This is a genomic window from Holdemania massiliensis AP2 (assembly GCF_000327285.1).
In the GTDB taxonomy this organism is placed as follows: Bacteria; Bacillota_I; Bacilli_A; order Erysipelotrichales; family Erysipelotrichaceae; genus Holdemania; species Holdemania massiliensis.
In genome coordinates this window covers 359,376-378,914 of record NZ_HE998567.1, presented here as the reverse complement: position 1 = coordinate 378,914, position 19,539 = coordinate 359,376, and the positions used below count along the sequence as shown (strand labels likewise).

Genomic DNA, 19,539 nt, shown 5'->3' with positions numbered 1-19,539 from the left:
TAACTTGTGTTCGATTTCCAACCTTTTATCGGGGCGTTTCGATATTCTTTTTTCCGATTCTGACTTATAATACCTACATTACCCTAAGGAGAAAAAAATGCGATTACAAGATAAAGTAGTATTGGTTACGGCCTCGACCCGAGGCATTGGTTTGGCTACCATCCAAGCCTGCGCCAAGGAAGGCGCAATCGTTTATATGGCAGCCCGTAATTTAGATCTGGCTCAGCAGCGAGCTGAGGAATTAAATCAGAAAGGTTATCGTGTCCACACGGTCTACAACGATGCGACCAAACTGGATTCCTACCGGACAATGATCGAAGAAGTGATCAAGCTTGAAGGGCGAATCGATGTATTGGTCAACAATTTCGGTACCTCCAATCCGCAAACAGATCTTGATATTAAACATACAAAATGGGAAGATTTCCAGTCGACGGTCAATATCAACCTGGCCAGTGTCTATGTCAGCAGCCAAGCTGTCATTCCGCATATGGAAAAGCAAGGCGGCGGCAGCATTATCAACATCAGCTCGATCGGCGGCCTAACCCCGGATATTGCCCGAATTGGATATGCGGTCAGCAAAGATGCGATCATCTATCTTTCTAAAAACATCGCTGTGCAGACAGCCCGCAGCAACATCCGCGTTAATGTCGTTTGTCCAGGACAGACCGCAACCGACGCCGTGATGAACAACATGTCCTTGGAATTTCAGGAGTTCTTCCTGCGCCACACACCGATCAAACGGATGGGCAAACCGGAAGAGATTGCCGCGGCAGTTGTTTACTTCGCCAGCGATGAATCTGCCTATACAACGGGGCAGGTTATGGCTGTTCATGGGGGCTTTGGCCTGCCAACCCCGGTCTTCGCAGACATGATTGATTTAAGCGCTGAACAAAAGCATTAACAAACCAGTTTCACAAAAAAAAGCTGAGGGAAACAGGATTATATCTGTCCTCCTCAGCTTTTTCTTTGCCTCTTTATTACTTTAAGATTACTTTATTTTCCCAGTGAACTTGGTTTTTTCAGCGCTAATATCTTATCCCGAAGCTCACGATAGCGACGCGTTGTTTCCGGATGCATCTGAGCCTCCCGCACATCATTGCCGAAAGCACCGCGGCTGATCATCACAATCGGCGGGAACTGAATTCGCTTGAATACGGATCCCTTCATCGTCCGCAATACCCATTCTAAATCCTGAATAAAGGCTTCCGGATCATCCAGACCATAATAACGAATCCAATGGCCCATTTCACTGTCCTGCAGCGTTCCGTTGAGATAATCTCCCATGATTTCCTCGACCTGTGCGCTTGGGTATTCTGTCAGCTTGCCAATCAGCCAGTCATGATAAAACCACTTCATCGGATCCCGCTGATCCGTTTTTAATTCCGCAGACGGCGGGAATTCCCAGATCAGTGAATCGCCATGAATTTCCGGAAGCAGATTGTCCGGAATGATCGTTTTGCCAAATGCAGCATTGATTTGTTTCGCTAAATCAAACAACTGCACCTTCGTGCAATCCGCAATCGGCGAGAGCGCACCGATGGCATCGCCATACAACGTGCAGTAACCCAAGGCCGCCTCGACCTTGTTGCCGTTGTTGACGATCACACCGTTTTCCATCGACGCAAAGCTGGACAACAGGTGACCACGCAGGCGAGCCTGGATATTTTCAAGCGCCAGTCCCTCAGCCTGCGGATAGCCATAGTCCTGCAGCGTTTCCACCGTTGCATCCACAATCTTCTCAATACTACCCTCGCGGATGGTTATGCCTAGCCGATTTGCCAGAGCCTTTGCGTTGTTTTTGGTCGTCAGACTGTTATAGCGGCTGGCCATGTTGTAGCCAACGACCCGCTCCGCTCCTAAAGCATAAACTAATAGTGCCGACGTAATACTGCTGTCCAGACCGCCGGACAAACCAACGATCCATTTCATCTTCGGCGAAAACATCTGCCGGTCAAATTCGCGGACCGCACAAACCAAAGCCGTCATCAGCTTCGATTCAGACTGACGGGAAATCGTCTGATGCTCATGCAGCGAACAGGTTCGGCATTCTGCTTCAAACGTATCATTCAATGAAATCTGACGATCGCCATTTTCTCCATAAATCGTGCTGTCGCCGTCAAACACCATGACATTCTTGCCATTATTCTGCATACCGCAGGCATTGACATACACCAGCGGCACAAAGTGTCCCGACGCTTTTTTTGCATGGGATTTCACCCGTTTATCACGGGAGTGTTCCTTATTGACTGTCCATGGCGAACAGGACAGATTGATGATCAGATTCACATCCTGACGCAGATAAGCTTCCGTCACATCCAGTGCATAATCATCGCTCCACAGATCCTCGCAAATCTCAACGCCGATCCGCCACGTTTTCCCATCCTTTTCAAACAGAAACGGACTGATCATGGAATCAACGGCTTTTTGATTGCGCATCGCAATCTCAATTCCGGAAAGAAAATAACGGGAATCATCAAAAACGCGGTAATCCGGATTGAGATGTTTGATATAAATCCCATCCAACGCATCCTTTTCTTTCTTCACCCATTTTTGGTTGTAACAGAAATACGCGGCATTGCAGCGAATCGGACGACCGTCACGGCCGCAGACTGCCTGCCCCAGCGGTTTATTCCATAGATTACCATAGAGAATCCCAATCCCCTCGGACAAGGCCAGAAGTTCATCATTGAAGCTGTCCAGATTCCGACACCAGTCCAGATCCAGCCATTGATCCTGCAGACAGTATCCGCTCAGTGCCATTTCCGGAAAAACGATCAGATCCGCATGTTCAGCTTTGGCCTGTTCAATCATACGGCGCATAGCTACCAGATTCTCCGTCGGCTGTCCTTGCTTAACCTTGATTTGTCCTAACGCAATTTTCATAATTCAGCCCCCGTACTGCTTCTTTAACAGATTGTTCCGCCGGTAATCTTCACATCTTCCTGATGTTCGATCATCGCTTCAATTGCTGCAGTCAATCCTCGGACAATCGTGTCCAGTTCCATCGACGGCATCGCTTTTTTTGATGCCGCCTGCGATGGCAGATACGGAATATGAATGAACCCGGAGCGCTTGCCCGGAAATTCTTTTTCAATCAGATAACGGACGCCGTAAGTCACATGATTGCATACAAACGTTCCGGCACTGTTGGAAACCGAAGCGGGAATGCCCGCTTCCTGCATCGCCTTCACCATCGCCTTGATCGGCAGCGTTACAAAGTAAGCATCCGGCCCATCGGCATAGATGAGCTCATCCACCGGCTGATTGCCTTCATTGTCGCTGATCCGGCAATCATCAACATTGATGCCGACCCGCTCCACTGTAATCTCTGCCCGTCCGCCGGCCTGACCGATGGATAAGATCATATCCGGATCTTCTTTGAGAATGGCCTCGCGGATGACCGCTAACGACTTATGGACAACGGTTGGAATTTCCAGTTTCATAATCTGCGCTCCGCCGATCACCTCCGGCAGCCGCTTAACAGATTCAATCGCCGGATTGATGGACTCTCCGCCAAAAGGGTCAAAGCCTGTCACTAATATTTTCATTGATCTGTCCTCCTTGTGTATTTTTTACTTCAAAATCTGCGATTTTACCCTACGCAAAGATGCTGAGAAATACTTGAATTTAGAAAGCCAGCACCAGCATGAGGATAACATGCACGGCGATCATCACCAGCGCCATCGGCAGCTGAGCCTTGATCACCGTATACTTGTCCTTCGTTTCCAGCACGGCTGCCGGAACAATGTTGAAATTAGCGGCCATGGGCGTCATCAGTGTCCCGCAGAAACCCGCCGTCATGCCCAAGGCCCCGACAATCGCCGGATCTCCGCCCTGCAGAATGACAAACGGTACACCGATTCCGACGGTGATGACGGAAAACGCCGCAAAGGCATTGCCCATCACCATCGTAAACAGCACCATTCCGGCTACATACACAATGACGCCGAGAACAATACTGCCCTGCGGTACCACATTCGCCATGATGCCGGAAATGACTGCCCCGACGCCGGCTTCTGTAAAGACTGAGCCCAAAGCACCTAACAGCTGCGGCAGCAGGCTGGCAGCCCCCACCGTCATCAACAGCCGCGCAGTATCATCCCGCGTATCCGCAAACTTCGGCCTAGTGATTGCCACACCGATCAGATAAGCTAAAATCGAAGCTAAACCAATTGCCAGAGCGGATGGAAACGACACGCCTCCTTCCGCAACAGTGAATTGAAGCTGTGACAAGATGAAGGTCACCACAGCTAAAATCACACCGGCAATCGCTAACTGCCCAGCCTGACGCTGCGCTTTGCGGGCTGCCTGAGCTTCCAGCTTCTTTGCACCTACAAACTTCAAACCGGCCCAGACGATCAAAACCGCAGCCGGAATCAAGCCCCAAACTAACGGAAACGAAATGACCGGGGAACTGCCGGAAAATTTCAGCATCGACAGCACCAGGGCGACAACGCCGATCGTGATCGCCGGCAGGAATATCTTGTTGCCCAGCTTATCCGCCTGCGCCTTGCGGAATGCCGCTTCTGAAGGAACAAATTTCCCCATCTGCACTTGTTTGGCCGCCGTCAGACAGCCCAACACCAGAAGCAAAGCGCCTGTCAGAGCATAGGGCAGATAAGGCCCTAGAATAAAGATTAAACCTAGGATTGTCCAAAAAGCAAACGTACCGATCCGGCACTTCTCGTTCTGCAGCCCGCGCCACGCGGCGTTAAAGCTGACCAGTCCGCACAGGCAGAAAATGATTTCACTGCCCCAATTCAGCACTGTTTTTAAATCCATTATGCCTGCACCTCCTTTTTCAGCTTGCGATCAGCCAATAAGACCTGGATGATTGTAAAGAGGGTGACAACGATTCCAACTGGAATGGAAGCCTGCGCAATTGAACCCAGCGTTACTTCATATCCGGCCGCAGCCAAAGTCCCCTGAATTAACAGAACGCCGCTGTTACCTAAGAAAATGTTCTGACCGAAAAAGTTGCCGTAGTTTTCAACCGCGGCGGCCAGACCTTTAATCCGTTCACGCTGCTTTTCATTCAGCGGTTTTTTGATGGCGGTCTGCCCTGCCGCTTCACTCATCGGCAGAATCAGCGGCCGGACAAACTGCACATGACCGCCTAATCGAATTGACATCACCGAAGCCAAAATTCGAACAACCATATAAATAGACAAGACCTTGCCGGCCGTTGCGTTTTTGATCTTGCCGATCAATTCCGCGGCCCTCTCCTTCATGCCGTAGCGTTCGATCAAGGCAATCGCCGGAAAGCTGATCAAAAAGATCGACATCAGACGGTTATCCACAAACGATTTCCCCATAATCTCCAAGATCTGAATAAAATTCAGGCCTGAGACCAGTCCAGTAACTAAACCAGAGATTAAAACGACCGCAATGACGTCCCACTTTAAGGCAAATCCAACCACAATGATCAGAATGCCGATTAATTTCAAGTATTCCATAATCCATTCCTTTCCCTTTTAGAGTATTCCCATTATACCAGATTTCCCTCAAAGCTTGCATTGAAAATTTTCATGCGTTTCAGACTGCATTTTGCAGTCTGTTTTCAACGGAAGATCTGCTGGACGAGAAACATATAAAACAATGTACCGCAGCCGATACTCATCAGACTGTTCTGTTTCCAATGATGGATGAAGCCGGTCAGCGCCAGTGCCAGCAGTTCCGGCGTCCCATGGTACGGTCCCAGCCACGAAGCAGTACGCAGGCCATACACCACCAGCATCGCCATCATCGCCATCGGCAAGACCTGCCCCAGATAAGCAATCGTTTTGGGGATCGGCTGACCGGGGCGAAACGCCGCAAAGGGCAGCCAGCGTGTCAGGAAGGTGACCGCAGCCATCAACAAAATTGAAATCAGAATAGGATTCATTGGATCAGCCCCCTTCGCTGCAACGTTCGCCGCACGCCCAATAAGCCCGCTGCAATCATCACCAGAGCCGGCAGAATCATGCCGTCAGCGCCGAAGAAAACAAGCGCGGCCACGGCACTGATCAGTCCAATCCCCGTGGGGATCGGCGTATTGGCCGATTTCAGCTGATCCAGGCAGGTAACAAAGAACAGCGCGGTCATTGCAAAGTCAATTCCTGTTGTATCAAAAGGAATAACCGAACCGACCGCCGCTCCGATCAGCGTTCCCCAAATCCACCACAGCTGATCCAGCAAGGTAATCCAGAAATACAGCCGCTGCGGCGCCGCCCTTTTCTCCAGCTTTTTCTGACATAACAAGCCGTAGGTTTCATCGGTCAGTCCAAAAATCAGATACAGCCGGCGAAGGCCGCGCTCGCCAAATTCCTGCAGAAATGAAAAACCGTAAAACAGATGCCGCAGATTGACGGCCAGCGTCATGAAGATCACCTGCAGCGGACTGGCCGCTTGGGCGATCAGCGAAATTCCGACAAACTGCATCGAGCCGGCATAGACAACAACGCTCATTAACACAGCCCAGCCCCAGCTGATCTGGTGCTGCTGGGCAAGCAGACCGAAAGCGATACCCACGACTAGATAGCCGGGAAAGACTGCCAGCGAGGCTCCCAAAGCCTCTTTTTTAGTTTGATCCATCCTTTATCCCCCCTTTTTCGTAAAATGAATCGGCTTTGCTCGGCCGAAAAACGGATCCAAGCCGCAAATAGAGAAAAAGCGGAAGTTTTGTCTTATCCCGTCCGCTTCCTGTTTGTGAATGCGTATCTTTTTAAAACATCAGGATCGTATTCAGAATCATCATCAAACAGATGAAACTGATCAAGCCGATCACCATGATTTTCTGAAATGTTTTCTTCGATTTCGTCATGATGGCCTCCTTACAGTATTGCTAGTGTACCGCAAAGCCGGTTCGCTGTCAACAATCCTGCAGTCCCCGCGCCCCGATATCATGACGGTAAAACAGCGCATCGCAGGCAATTTTTTCAATTTCGGCATACGCCGCAGCCTGCGCCTGCTTCAGCGTCGGCCTCTGCGCAGCGACAAACAGCACTCGTCCGCCGGAGGTCACCAGCTGTCCGTTTTCGATCGCCGTTCCCATATGAAAGACGGTCGCATCCACTTGCTCAAGATTGCTGACCTTCGCACCTTTCGTTGAACTTTCCGGATACCCCTGACTGGCCAGCACGACGCCCAGCACCGGTTCTTTCGACCAATGCAGCGGCAGGGTCTGATGCTGCAGCACCTGCATGCAGATTTCATAGAGATCATCCTGCAGGGCGATCATCAGCACTTCCGTTTCCGGATCGCCGAAGCGGACATTGTATTCAATCGTTTTCACGCCGCGCTCCGTCGCCATGCAGCCGGCATATAAAATTCCGGTAAAGGGACAGCCTTCCTGTACCATGGCCGCCGCCATCGGCTTAACGATCTTTTCAATCGCTTCTTCAACAACGGCTTTGGACAAATGCGATACTGGTGTATAAGCGCCCATTCCACCGGTATTCAGCCCCTCATCATGATCAAAGGCCCGCTTATGATCCTGCGCGATCTCCATCGGAATGACGGTTGTCCCATTGACAAAGGCCAGCTGGGAGAATTCTTCTCCCTCAAGATATTCCTCGATGACAACGGTTGCCCCAGCCTGATCGAACAATCCGCCGCACATCATCTCTTTTAAAGCATCCTGCGCCTCGGCCTGGGTTTGGGCAATGATTACACCTTTGCCCGCAGCCAGACCATCGGCCTTCAGCACGATCGGCATCGGCTGCTGCTCAAGATATGCCTTCGCCTGATCATAATCGGAGAAGCTTTGATAAGCTGCGGTTGGAATCGCATATTTTTTCATCATGGCTTTGGCAAAGGCCTTGCTTCCCTCTAACCGCGCTGCCGCACGGCTAGGACCAAAGACCGTCAATCCCGCGGCCGCAAAGGCATCGGCAATGCCCTCACATAACGGCACTTCCGGTCCGACAAACGTCAGATCAATTGCCTGAGCCTTCACAAACGCAATCAGCTTGTCAAACTCCAGTACGCCGATCGCCACGCATTCGGCAACTTCCGCCATCCCCGGATTACCCGGAGCGGCATAGACTTTTTCAACCTGCGGACTCTGCGCAAATTTCCAAGCTAACGCGTGTTCCCGTCCGCCGCTGCCGATCACCAATACTTTTGCCATACCTGTTTATTCCTCCACCAGCATTTTTAATGTTTCCGGATACAGGACATGCTCGATCGCATGCACCTGCGCCTCAATTTCTTCCTTGCTCCACTGCGGCTGCACGGCAAAGGCCCGCTGCGCGATAATCCGGCCGCCGTCCATCGACGCATCGACGTAATGAATCGTCACGCCCATAACTTTAACGCCATAATCAATCGCCTGCCCGATGGCATCCTTGCCTTTAAACGCCGGCAATAGCGACGGATGAATGTTCACGATCCGCTGATCGTAAGCCTCTAACATTAATGGAGAAAGCAAGCGCATATATCCGGCCAAGGCGATAAAATCGACATGATGCGCCTGACATTGCGCAATGATTTCCCGTTCATAATCCGGCTTGGACGAATAGTCCTTCGGATTGAACGCAAACACGTCAATGCCGCGCTGCCGTGCTTTTTCGATGACCGGGGCGTTTTGTTTATCCACGACGACCAGCGTCAGTTTCGCTTTCAGCTGACCGGCCTCAATCGCATCGGCAATCGCTTCAAAATTCGTTCCCGTTCCGGAAGCAAAGACCGCGAGGTTCTTCATTGAATGTCAATTCCTTCCTGACTGGTCACCTTCCCGATCACCGTTGCCTTTTCACCCTGAGCAGCCAAAATTTCCAATGTGGCCTCCGCATCCTTCGGATCCACAACGAGAATCATGCCAATTCCCATATTGAAGACATTGTACATTTCCTTTTCTTCCATGCCTGAGAGCTTCTGCAGAACATGGAAAATCGGCAGCACTTCCCAGGTTCCGCGATGGATTTCAATGCCTAATCCCGGATTCAGACAGCGCGGCATGTTCTCATAGAAGCCGCCGCCGGTAATATGGGCGATGCCATGAACATCCACGCTTTTCAAGACTTCCAGCACCGGACGAACATAAATCCGCGTCGGACTCAGCAATGTATTTCCCAGGGAGTCCTGCAATTCGTCAAACTTCGTGTTCAGATCAAGCTGATTGTCTTTTAAGACAATCTTGCGGACCAAGGAGAAGCCGTTGGAATGGACACCGCTGGAAGCCAGTCCAATCACGATGTCACCGGCCTTAGTTTTCTCTCCGGTAATCATCTGGGATTTCTCTACAGCCCCGACCGTAAAACCGGCGATATCATAATCTTCTTCGTCATACATATCCGGCATTTCCGCCGTTTCCCCGCCAACCAAAGCACAGTTGGCAAGCACGCAGCCATCAGCTACCCCCTTGACAATCTGTTCAATTTTCTCCGGATGATTTTTGCCAACCGCAATGTAGTCCAGGAAAAACAGCGGCTGGGCGCCTTGGGCGATGATATCGTTGACGCACATCGCGACGACGTCCTGTCCAACGGTATCATGCTTATCCATCATAAAGGCCAGTTTCAGCTTCGTCCCGACTCCGTCTGTGCCGCTGACCAGCACCGGCTCTTTCATGTTCAGCGCACTCAGATCAAACAGGCCGCCGAAGCTGCCGATGCCGCCCATCATGCCGAAGCGGCGGGTTTTTTCAATGTGTTTTTTAATCAAACGAACCGACTCGTATCCAGCCTCTAACGAAACGCCGGCCTTTTCATACTGTGTACTCATGCTTTTCCTCCCTTGCCCCGGATGTAATTTACCCCGTTGGCGAAAATATTCTGTTTCTTTTCTCCGTCAATATTTTTAAAGACATCCGTAAAGAAGCGTTCGGAATGACCCATTTTTCCTAACACCTTGCCGTCTGGAGAAACCAGACCTTCAATCGCCCAGTCTGAGCCGTTGAGGTTTGCTTTCGGATCCATCGTCGGCGAGCCGTTTTCATCGCAGTATTGGAATGCCACCTGGCCATTGGCAAACAGCTGATTGATCATCGCTTCGTCTGCGACCAGCCGGCCTTCGCCATGGCTGACCGGAATCGAATACACTTCACCGCACTCCATTCCCTGCAGCCATGGAGAGCAGGTGCTGGCAACCCGGGTTCTCACGACACTGGAAATATGCCGGTTAATATGATTGCGGGTCAGCGTCGGACTGGTTTCATTGAGTGTGCGGATCTCGCCATACGGCAGCAGGCCGGACTTGATCAGCGCCTGGAAACCGTTGCAGATGCCCAGGATCAACCCATCGCGTTTCAGAAGCCGGCTTACCGCGGCTTTAATCTTCTCATTCTGTAAGATGTTCACAATGAACTTCGCCGATCCATCCGGTTCATCCCCGGCTGAGAAGCCGCCTGGGATCGCCAGAATGTGACTGTTGTCCAACAAGGCAGCCATCTGATCAATCGAATCGAAAATCGCCTGTTCATTCTGATTGCGGAAAACGAAGATGGTGACGTTTGCCCCTTCTTCTTCAAAGGCCCGGCGGGTATCATATTCGCAGTTGCTGCCTGGGAAAACCGGAATCAAAACGCGGACTTCCGCACTCGGCTGTTCACAGCGATACGGATGCGTACTTGCTTTATCCCGCACTGGCAGTGTCGTGGCTTCGCCCTTGCTGTAAACCGGATAGAGTGCGCTGAGCGTTCCCATCCAGGACGCCAGCACTTCTTCCTGAGTCAGTTCCAATTCATTGATTCGATACAGCGGCTGGGCGATGACCTGACCGATCATAGCGGCGCGTTCATCGTTAAATTCCGGCGTGACCTCCGCCACGATCAACCCCGGCTGCAGCTGCAGCAGTTCGTTGCCGCCGCTGATTTCAAAGCCGAGACGATTGCCGAAGCTCATCTTGAACAGCGCTGCCAGAATACCGCCCTCTTCTGCGACATAGGCCGATTGAATTGTTCCCTGACGAATTCCTTCACGAACCGCCTCAAACATTGTTTTGTAGCTGGCTAAATCCGGCAGACCCTCAGCACTGATCTGCGGCTTGAAGGCAACCAGACGATTGCCCGGTGTTTTTAACTGCGGCGTGATGATGTTGCGGACCGAACCATCCGAGCAGGCAAACGAAATCAGCGTCGGTACGACATGCTTGTCATTGAAGGTTCCGGACATGCTGTCCTTGCCGCCGATCGCCGCTTTCTGGAAATAATCCTGCACCTGCATCGCCCCCAAGAGCGCTTCAGTGACTTTACCCCAACGCTGTGGATCCTGATTCAGTCGTTCAAAATATTCCTGGAATGAGAAATGAATCTTTTCAAAGTCTCCGCCGCAGGCAACGGTCTTAGCCATCGATTCCAGCACGCTGTCCATCGCTCCGACATAGGTCGAATATTCCATAATCCGCGGATTAAAGCCATAGGTCAGAATGCTGCAGGTTGTTGTTTTGCCGTCGAGGACCGGCAATTTCTGCACCGAAGCCTGAGCCGGTGTCAGCTGCGTCTTGCCGCCATACGGCATCAGCACCGTCGTGGATCCAATCGAGGCGTCAAACATTTCGCCCACCCCTTTCTGGCAGCAGACGTTCGGCTGAGCCATCATGGTCAGAATCGCTTCCTTGCCTAACGGCGTATCCGTGCCAAACGGATTCGCTCCCTCCAAGGTCGCAATTTCAACATCGGCCTGCTGGCGGACACCGCTGGTATCAATAAACTTCCGCGCCAGATCGACGACCGTCTGATCATTCATCTTCATGATTAAGCGGCCGGTATCCGTCACTTCTGCCACGCGGTATGCTTCCAGATTTTCTTCCGCGGCCAAGGTGATGAATTTCGCTTCATCCGCTGCTGAAACAACCACTGCCATACGTTCCTGACTTTCGCTGATCGCGATTTCCGTTGCGTTCAGACCGGCATATTTAGTCCGGACCTGATCGAGATGAATCTCAAGCCCATCAGCCAGTTCGCCGATCGCTACACAGACGCCGCCGGCTCCGAAATCATTGCATTTTTTAATTAAACAGGTGCAGTCCGGATTACGGAATAACCGTTGAATCTTCCGCTCTTCCGGCGCATTGCCCTTCTGTACCTCACTGGCGCAGACCTCCAACGATTTTAAATTGTGTTCCTTGGAAGAACCGGTAGCGCCGCCAATGCCGTCCCGTCCGGTTTTGCCGCCTAACAGAATGACAACATCGCCCGCCTGCGGAGATTGGCGCACGACATTTTCCGCTTTGGCCGCACCGACCACCGCTCCGACTTCCATGTGCTTGGCGACATAGCTTGGATGAATGATCTCACGGACATGCGTTGTCGGCAGACCGATCTGATTCCCATAGGAGGAATTGCCATGCGTGGCTTTTTTGGAAATGACTTTCTGCGGCAGCTTGCCGGCAATCGTTTCATCCAGTTTTTCCAAAATGTTGCCGCAGCCGCTGACACGCATGGCCTGATAGACGTAGCTGCGTCCGCTTAACGGATCACGGATCGCACCGCCGATGCAGGTAGAAGCACCGCCGAAGGGTTCGATTTCGGTCGGATGATTGTGTGTTTCATTTTTGAACATCAAAAGCCACTTTTCAGGCTGTCCGTCATGATCGACGTCAATAAAGACGCTGCAGGCATTGATTTCTTCGCTGACCTCAACTTCCGGCGATTTGCCTTGACGGCGCAGATCGCGGGCATTGATCGTTGCCATGTCCATCAACGTCTGCGGCTTTTCATCCCGACCGCAGGCTGTGCGCAGCTGCAGATAACGCTGGTAGGCCTGCTGAATCTGCTCGCCAAACCGCTCTGTCGTAATCTTAACGCTTTTCAGACAGGTTTCAAAGGTTGTATGCCGGCAATGATCCGACCAATAGGTATCCAAAACGCGAATTTCCGTTTCTGTCGGATTGCGCTTCTCTTCGTCGCGGAAATAGTGCTGCACCAAGGTCAGATCGGCTTCGCTCATCGCTAATCCCTGCTCTGCGACAAACGCGGCGATCTGGGCGGCATCCATCTCAATAAAATGCGGGAACTGCTGCAGCGGCTTAACATCAACGTTCTGATCAATCGCCAGCTTCGACAGATCCTTCACGCGGGATTCAATCGGATTGATGACATAGGCTTCGATTTTCTTCAACATTTCATCGCTGACTTCCCCTTCCAGGATCATCAGCTTGCCGGTCGTGATCCGGCAGTTTGACGCGGGATTCAGCAGCTTGACACACTGCATGGCACTGTCGGCCCGCTGATCATACTGCCCCGGCAGCGTTTCCCAAACGATAACCGACTTGGCTTCCAGATCCAGCGTTTCATAGAGCGTATCGGTCATGACTTCAGTAAAAACGGTTTTCTTGGCCTTAGCATAATCTTCGCTGTCAATATCAAAGATATCATAAATATTGAACAGACGCAGTCCCTGCGCCTGAAGCTGCAGATTTTCGCTTAATTCATTCAACAGATCCTGCGCCTCCGTACGGAAGCGGTCTTTCTTTTCAACAAAGATGCGCTTGTTTATTAAACTCATGGCTTTCTCCATTTCTAAAATTTCATGTTTTCTAAGACGTTCTTCTTCATCTGAGCTTTATGATCTTCGATCTTTTTATGCATTTGTGGATCAAAAGCGCCCAGCATCGTTGCGGCCAAATAAGCAGCATTTTTGCATCCGGCTTTGCCAATCGCAACGGTCGCAACCGGAACACCGGCCGGCATCTGGACAATTGAAAGCAAACTGTCTAATCCATCGAGCGTACTGGTTTTCATCGGGATGCCGATGACCGGCAGTGTTGAGCAGCCGGCAATGACTCCGGCCAGATGCGCCGCGCCTCCCGCTGCCGCAATGATCACCTTGAGACCGCGATCATAGGCGGTTTTGGCATATTCGATCGTTTCATCCGGAGTGCGGTGAGCGCTCAGTACAATCTTTTCATACGGAATACCTAAGGATTCCAAGGTTTCGCAGGTTGATGAAACGTTTCCCTCATAATCGCTCATCGAACCCATAACAATCCCAACAACTGCTTTTTCTTCCATTTTCATACTCCTCCTTGAATTTAGAAATAGAAAAAGACATCAGAGAACCTCCAATGTCTACAAAACAAAAACAAAAAAGCCTTCGTTTTGTAGTCTTGCCGTTTACGGCAGCAAGGTAGAAACTTGTGAGCCTTATTCCCACGATTATACAAAATCATGAAGCCGTCAAAAAGAAAACACAGGTGCAAAACACCCATGCTTATTCTTGATTTTTATGAAAAGTATCCTTCATGGAAATGCCTGTTTTTCTCATTGCTCACCAGTCACCTTTCACGCGGATATAATACCATAAACAGGCAGGCAAAAAAAGGCTTTTTCTTTGGTTTTGTTGAGATTTTACTTAAATTTCAAAGGATCAGGCAGACGACTGGCAGAAAATCAAGAAAGTCAGCATTCTCCCCTTATCTTTTCCTCGTCTTCTTTATTCGCATCGCTCCCTCATAGCAGCAGGACCCTTTCAAATTCATTTGAAAAAGCGTAACAAAAAAGCCGGAGTTTAACGCTCCAGCTTCATTCTGCGGTATTTCTTGCCGATTGCCGCTTTTAAACGGCGGGTTATTTCTTCATTCTGTTCTTTCTTAAAATCAAAGGTCAGCTGCGTTAAGGAAGTTTTGCCTTTTTTATCCGTTTCCTTGACGGTCATGACGACTTTACACTTATTCTTAACTTCCTTCACATCATATTCTGTGATTGCTTCAAACGGAACTGAGCTGCCCATATACATGAATCCTTCACTGCCCAATCCGTCACTAATCAGTGCGAACATGATGATCACCACGGCCATCAGCACGGAACGCAGAATCGTCATCGGACTGAAATCGAGAGCTAAAAACGGCAGAAAGCAAAGCGAAGCCGCGATCAGAATCATGATCCGCGACGCCGTCCAGAAGCAGCAGTAAATCTCAATCGCTTTCTTCTGACGCAGCAGAATCCGAATCAGCCAGACGCAGGCAGCGGCAAAAAAGACAAGCAAAATTAAATTAAATATTTCCATAGGTTTTCCTTCCTTACTTTAATGCTTTTAAAGATTGAATCCGATCTTAAAGCAGCTCAATCCCATTGTCATGACACAGCTTGCGCATGATCTGCGGCCACAGTGAAGCCTGAACCTCACCAATATGAGCTTTATGCAGCAGCAACATACAGATGCGGCTCTGTCCGATGCCCCCGCCCATGGTTAACGGCAGATCCCCAGCTAATAATGCCCGATGAAACGGCAGCACGGAGCGTTCAGGACAGCCGGCTTTGTTCAGCTGATCGATCATGCTGGCCTCATCCACGCGGATGCCCATTGACGAAATTTCCATGGCTCTGTCCAACACCGCATCCCAGATCAGCAAGTCACCGTTGAGCTTCCAGTCATCATAGTCCGGAGCCCGGCCATCATGCGGCTTTCCATCACTCAGCCGATCACCGATCTGTTCGATAAACACTGTACCATATTCTTTCGTGATCGCATCTTCACGCTGTTTTGCGCTCAGCGACGGATAACGATCCAACAGCTCCTGAGAAGTAATAAACGTCACTTTTTCCGCGATGATCGGCGTGATCTGCGGCACCTGTGAACAGAGTGTTTCTTCCGTTTCCTTCAAACTCCGGACGATCAGACGCACGGTTTCTTCCAACTGAGCTAAGGTCCGCTGCGGACGCAGGATGATCTTTTCCCAATCCCACTGATCCACATAGATCGAGTGCAGATTATCCAGATCTTCATCCCGGCGGATCGCATTCATATCCGTATATAGTCCCTCACCCGGCTCAAACGCGTATTGTCGCAGGGCCAGCCGCTTCCACTTCGCCAGCGAATGCACGATTTCCGCTTCAGTCTGTGTTTCCTTCACATCAAAATGAACCGGACGTTCAACCCCATTCAGGTTGTCATTGAGACCGCTGGAAGCTTCTACAAACAGCGGGGCGCTGACACGAATTAAGCGCAGGTTGTCAGCCAGTTTCCGCTCAAAGGTATCTTTGACCAGCTTGATGGCAAGCTGGGTTTCTTTTTGATTCAGCAGTGAGCGATAATGCTCAGGCAGTATGCAGTGTTCTATCGACATGGTATCCCCCATTTCAAAACTGTCTTTTATTATACCAGTATCCTGACTGGAACAAAAGTAAAAGACAGGAAATTTTCCTGCCTTAATCAATCTTCTGAACAATTTCCAAGGAAACGCTGACGCGTGTCGGCTGACCACACAATTCCAGTTCCAACACCGCCCGACGCTTATGCCGATCAATCTTAACGATCTGCGATTCGAAGCCTTGCAGCGGACCCTCGGTAATGATGACCTGATTGCCCTGAATCAGACCGGTGGAATGCTCCAATACTTTATTTTTGCCCAGCAGACGTTCAAGATATTCTTTTTCCTCGCTGCGCAGCGCTGGGGTCCCTTCTTTATCAAATTTAAGTAGCTTGACAATTCCGGTTTTCTGCTGCCGCAGTTCTTTAATCCGCTCATCCATCGCGACTTGTCCCAGCTCGCTTTCGATAAACAAATAGCCTGGAAACATCGTTTTCTCTACGAGTTCGGAGATTCCCTGTTTTCTGAACACGACTTTCATCTTAGGAATAAAAGCCTGAAGACCCTGACTGAGAAAAAAATCTCGGATTTTCTCTTCCATTCCGCTGCGGATAAACAGTACATACCAGTTCATGCGCTCTCCCCTTTCGACAAGAATCTTTTAAAGGATACAAAGTTCACTTTAAAAAGTCAAGGAACAAACTGTATTGTTTCCTTTTTCACAAGCTATGCACTCTGTTTCACTCTCATCCAAAAGAAAAGGCGGCCTACTCTGCCGCCAAGTACGAATTAATAACCAAGATCTTCGTTAATGAGTAAAACATGAATACGTCCCGGCACATGGGAACGCTGCAATGTCACCACAGCTGAACAAATCCGAGTTGGCAATTGACAATCCACACAGGCTCCAATCTTAGTACACGGGTTATCCTTATTTAAGCGAACACAGTTAGCCGGCGCTGCGATCGTTTTCACCCGATCTTCCGCCGCTTTTAAATCCCTTACAATCTTATTGGCACCGGCGATCACTAAGACATGTTCAGGACCATAAATCATTGCCGCAACACGATTGCCGTTGCCGTCGACATTGTATAATTCACCACTGAGCGTGACCGCATTCGTGCTGGTCAAAAAATAATCGCAGGACAGCGCTGCATGATAGATTTCATGCGGATGTTCACTGTGATACCGATCTAAATACTGAATCTCCGAATTGTTCTCCAGAAAGTCAATGATTCCCATTTCAAACAGCGTCATCGATCCACCGACACTGACCGACACCTGGTCTTTCAGCAAGTCTTTTAAATATTGCAGACATGCATCCTGAGATTGAAACAAATCGACTTGAAACTGATGGTCCTCCAGCTTTTTCTTTGCCTGCAGCATCTGCGTCCAACGCAGTGTTTGTGTGTGTTTATCCATTTATTCCACCCTTTCCTGCAATGATGCTTTTAATACTTCTATTTTAGCATCACTTACGCCAATCTTTCTTAAATATTTTTCAGCTGTCCCATACATTTTTCTTAGATGTTCCAAAGTCCGAATCATATTGGATTTCGGTGATCCCAATAAAGCATCCGGATCCTTAACACCCATCTTTTGCAGCATCTCCATCTGATCCTGTAAATGCGGATACAAGTTAAACGCCGAAGCGGCATAATCCTCAATGATCAGCGCTTCTTCAGCCCCAGCCAGATCCAGCAAAAGCATCGCTGTCACCCCGGTTCGATCCTTTCCTGCAGAACAGTGAAACAAAATACAGCCTTCTGTTTCTGCCATCGCTTCAAAAACCCCACAGAGAGTATCCTGACTGTGATCCAGCAAGCCGATATACACATCCCCCATATTGGATGGAAAACCCGCCGCGCTCATCCCTGAATTGACTTGATCCAACAACGGAAAGCTCAAATGCGGTACACTAAGCTTGGGATCCGGCGATTGTTCCTGTTCATATTGCGAACGCAGATCAATCACCAGAGAAAGCCCTTTGTGTTTTAATAATTGCCGATCCTCCAACGTGATTCCGCACAGAGAATCACTGCGCAGGAATCGATTCTTCCTTGTCTGCATGCCTTCTTCCAACGGATACCCACCCAGCTCACGTGTATTATGGGTTCCCTGAAGAATAGGTTTATTGATCATTTCAGCTTCTCCTTTCCGCAGTAATTTTTTAAATTACTGACTCTGCTTTTAGTCTTGATACATACAACTTTATCACTTCTTCCCCATTTCTTACAACTGAATTTGACAAAAACATCCCCAGACTTCTATCCTTAATATAATACAAAAAAGTATTCACTGATCCCCTAGACAAAACAAGGTGACCTATATGGCCACCTTAACTTTATTAATCACGTTGAAATAGATCTCGTGTATACACTTTCTCCATAACCGTCTGAAGTACATCATCCACTCGATTGGCAATGATAGCCTGACTCCTCTGCTTGAACGCTTCGAAATCATTTACGATCTCACTGCCAAAGAACGTACTTCCCGCTTCCAATGTCGGCTCATATACGATCACCTTCGCCCCTTTGGCTTTGATCCGCTTCATGACTCCCTGGATTGAACTCTGTCGGAAGTTATCACTATTCGATTTCATCGTTAAGCGATAAATTCCAATTGTCACTTGCTTTTCTTTGCTTTCATCCCAACTGCTGTTCTCATCATAATACCCTGCCATCTTCAGCACTTGGTCTGCGATGAAATCTTTTCGGGTGCGATTGCTTTCAACGATAGCTTCAATCAGATTCTCTGGCACATTAGCATAATTAGCCAACAGCTGTTTGGTATCTTTCGGCAGACAATACCCTCCATAACCAAAGGATGGATTATTGTAATGACTTCCGATTCTTGGATCCATACACACTCCATCAATGATCTGTTTCGTATCTAATCCCTTTACTTCTGCATACGTATCCAGTTCATTAAAAAAAGACACCCGCAGTGCCAAATAAGTATTCGCAAACAGTTTCACAGCTTCCGCTTCGGTAAAGCCCATGAATAACGTTTCAATCTTCTCCTTCAGTGCGCCTTCCTGTAATAACTTCGCAAAGGTATGCGCAGCTTCCGTCAAACTTTCATCTTCCAAATCTGTCCCCACAATAATTCGGGATGGGTACAGATTATCATATAATGCCTTAGATTCCCTTAAGAATTCAGGACTGAACAAGATCTTCTTGTTTCTTAAGCTTTCCCTTAATTGCTTAGTATAACCTACAGGCACCGTAGATTTAATAATGATAAACGCATCCGGATTAATTTCCATGACTTGATGAATAACCGCTTCCACTGCCGAAGTATCAAAGAAATTCCTCTGACTGTCATAATTCGTCGGTGCTGCAACGACAACATACTCTGCTTCTTTATAAGCTTTTTGAGCATCCAACGTTGCGGTCAAGTTCAATTCTTTTTCTTTCAGATACTTCTCAATGTATACATCTTGAATTGGCGACTTTCTCTGATTGATTAACTCTACTTTTTCAGGAATAATATCTACTGCCCATACTTCATGATGTTGTGCTAATAATGTGGCGATGGATAACCCCACATATCCAGTTCCAGCTACCGCTATTTTCATATGTTCCT

At 49.3% G+C, this 19,539-nt stretch carries 18 protein-coding genes and 1 riboswitch; of the genes, 1 reads left to right on the top strand and 17 read right to left on the bottom strand.

Annotated features, from left to right (window positions below; genetic code table 11):
• The first annotated feature begins 97 nt into the window (after nucleotides 1-97).
• On the top strand, nucleotides 98-901 hold the full coding sequence (gene hdhA / locus BN162_RS01790; RefSeq protein ID WP_020223343.1) for a 7alpha-hydroxysteroid dehydrogenase: 804 nt from the start codon (nucleotides 98-100) through the stop codon (nucleotides 899-901).
• A gap of 92 nt (nucleotides 902-993) precedes the next feature.
• Here the strand turns inward: hdhA and nadE are convergent, their stop codons facing one another.
• The 17 genes from nadE to BN162_RS01705 all read right to left on the bottom strand — a co-directional run bounded on the left by nadE (nucleotide 994) and on the right by BN162_RS01705 (nucleotide 19,531).
• Nucleotides 994-2,883, bottom strand: coding sequence for an NAD(+) synthase (nadE, locus tag BN162_RS01785; RefSeq protein ID WP_020223342.1), 1,890 nt, complete (start codon nucleotides 2,881-2,883; stop codon nucleotides 994-996).
• A gap of 23 nt (nucleotides 2,884-2,906) precedes the next feature.
• Entirely contained in the window at nucleotides 2,907-3,548 is a 642-nt protein-coding gene (gene pcp / locus BN162_RS01780; RefSeq protein WP_020223341.1) for a pyroglutamyl-peptidase I, read from the bottom strand.
• A gap of 79 nt (nucleotides 3,549-3,627) precedes the next feature.
• Entirely contained in the window at nucleotides 3,628-4,782 is a 1,155-nt protein-coding gene (locus BN162_RS01775; RefSeq protein WP_020223340.1) for a DUF979 domain-containing protein, read from the bottom strand.
• Nucleotides 4,782-5,456 carry a DUF969 domain-containing protein gene (locus BN162_RS01770; protein WP_020223339.1) on the bottom strand — a complete coding sequence of 225 codons (675 nt, stop codon included), beginning with the start codon at nucleotides 5,454-5,456 and terminating at the stop codon, nucleotides 4,782-4,784. Before BN162_RS01770 ends, BN162_RS01775 begins: the two co-directional genes overlap by 1 nt.
• Before the next feature lie 104 nt (nucleotides 5,457-5,560).
• Nucleotides 5,561-5,884: a branched-chain amino acid transporter permease gene (locus tag BN162_RS01765; protein WP_020223338.1), complete on the bottom strand. Its 324-nt coding sequence runs from the start codon at nucleotides 5,882-5,884 to the stop codon at nucleotides 5,561-5,563.
• Nucleotides 5,881-6,573, bottom strand: a complete 693-nt coding sequence (locus BN162_RS01760) for an AzlC family ABC transporter permease (RefSeq protein ID WP_020223337.1) — start codon at nucleotides 6,571-6,573, stop codon at nucleotides 5,881-5,883. Before BN162_RS01760 ends, BN162_RS01765 begins: the two co-directional genes overlap by 4 nt.
• 277 nt (nucleotides 6,574-6,850) lie before the next feature.
• Nucleotides 6,851-8,110 carry a phosphoribosylamine--glycine ligase gene (gene purD, locus BN162_RS01755; protein ID WP_020223335.1) on the bottom strand — a complete coding sequence of 420 codons (1,260 nt, stop codon included), beginning with the start codon at nucleotides 8,108-8,110 and terminating at the stop codon, nucleotides 6,851-6,853.
• Between the two features lie 6 nt (nucleotides 8,111-8,116).
• The gene (gene purN, locus BN162_RS01750) at nucleotides 8,117-8,683 is read right to left on the bottom strand and encodes a phosphoribosylglycinamide formyltransferase (RefSeq protein WP_020223334.1); all 567 of its coding nucleotides are present in this window, start codon (nucleotides 8,681-8,683) and stop codon (nucleotides 8,117-8,119) included.
• On the bottom strand, nucleotides 8,680-9,705 hold the full coding sequence (gene purM / locus BN162_RS01745) for a phosphoribosylformylglycinamidine cyclo-ligase (protein ID WP_020223333.1): 1,026 nt from the start codon (nucleotides 9,703-9,705) through the stop codon (nucleotides 8,680-8,682). Before purM ends, purN begins: the two co-directional genes overlap by 4 nt.
• Nucleotides 9,702-13,427, bottom strand: a complete 3,726-nt coding sequence (locus BN162_RS01740) for a phosphoribosylformylglycinamidine synthase (RefSeq protein ID WP_020223332.1) — start codon at nucleotides 13,425-13,427, stop codon at nucleotides 9,702-9,704. Before BN162_RS01740 ends, purM begins: the two co-directional genes overlap by 4 nt.
• 14 nt (nucleotides 13,428-13,441) lie before the next feature.
• Nucleotides 13,442-13,939 carry a 5-(carboxyamino)imidazole ribonucleotide mutase gene (gene purE / locus BN162_RS01735; RefSeq protein ID WP_081587776.1) on the bottom strand — a complete coding sequence of 166 codons (498 nt, stop codon included), beginning with the start codon at nucleotides 13,937-13,939 and terminating at the stop codon, nucleotides 13,442-13,444.
• A gap of 64 nt (nucleotides 13,940-14,003) precedes the next feature.
• Nucleotides 14,004-14,105: riboswitch (purine riboswitch) on the bottom strand.
• Between the two features lie 324 nt (nucleotides 14,106-14,429).
• Complete coding sequence (locus BN162_RS01730; RefSeq protein ID WP_020223330.1) at nucleotides 14,430-14,927, bottom strand: hypothetical protein; 498 nt, start codon at nucleotides 14,925-14,927, stop codon at nucleotides 14,430-14,432.
• Nucleotides 14,928-14,973: 46 nt separating this feature from the next.
• Nucleotides 14,974-15,987, bottom strand: a complete 1,014-nt coding sequence (asnA, locus tag BN162_RS01725) for an aspartate--ammonia ligase (protein ID WP_020223329.1) — start codon at nucleotides 15,985-15,987, stop codon at nucleotides 14,974-14,976.
• Between the two features lie 82 nt (nucleotides 15,988-16,069).
• Entirely contained in the window at nucleotides 16,070-16,585 is a 516-nt protein-coding gene (gene loaP / locus BN162_RS01720; RefSeq protein ID WP_020223328.1) for an antiterminator LoaP, read from the bottom strand.
• Nucleotides 16,586-16,740: 155 nt separating this feature from the next.
• The gene (locus BN162_RS01715; RefSeq protein WP_020223327.1) at nucleotides 16,741-17,373 is read right to left on the bottom strand and encodes a lactate utilization protein; all 633 of its coding nucleotides are present in this window, start codon (nucleotides 17,371-17,373) and stop codon (nucleotides 16,741-16,743) included.
• Nucleotides 17,374-18,093, bottom strand: coding sequence for a tyrosine-protein phosphatase (locus tag BN162_RS01710; RefSeq protein WP_020223326.1), 720 nt, complete (start codon nucleotides 18,091-18,093; stop codon nucleotides 17,374-17,376). It abuts the gene before it with no gap.
• A 205-nt stretch (nucleotides 18,094-18,298) separates the two neighbouring features.
• Nucleotides 18,299-19,531: a nucleotide sugar dehydrogenase gene (locus BN162_RS01705; protein WP_020223325.1), complete on the bottom strand. Its 1,233-nt coding sequence runs from the start codon at nucleotides 19,529-19,531 to the stop codon at nucleotides 18,299-18,301.
• Between the last annotated feature and the right edge of the window lie 8 nt (nucleotides 19,532-19,539).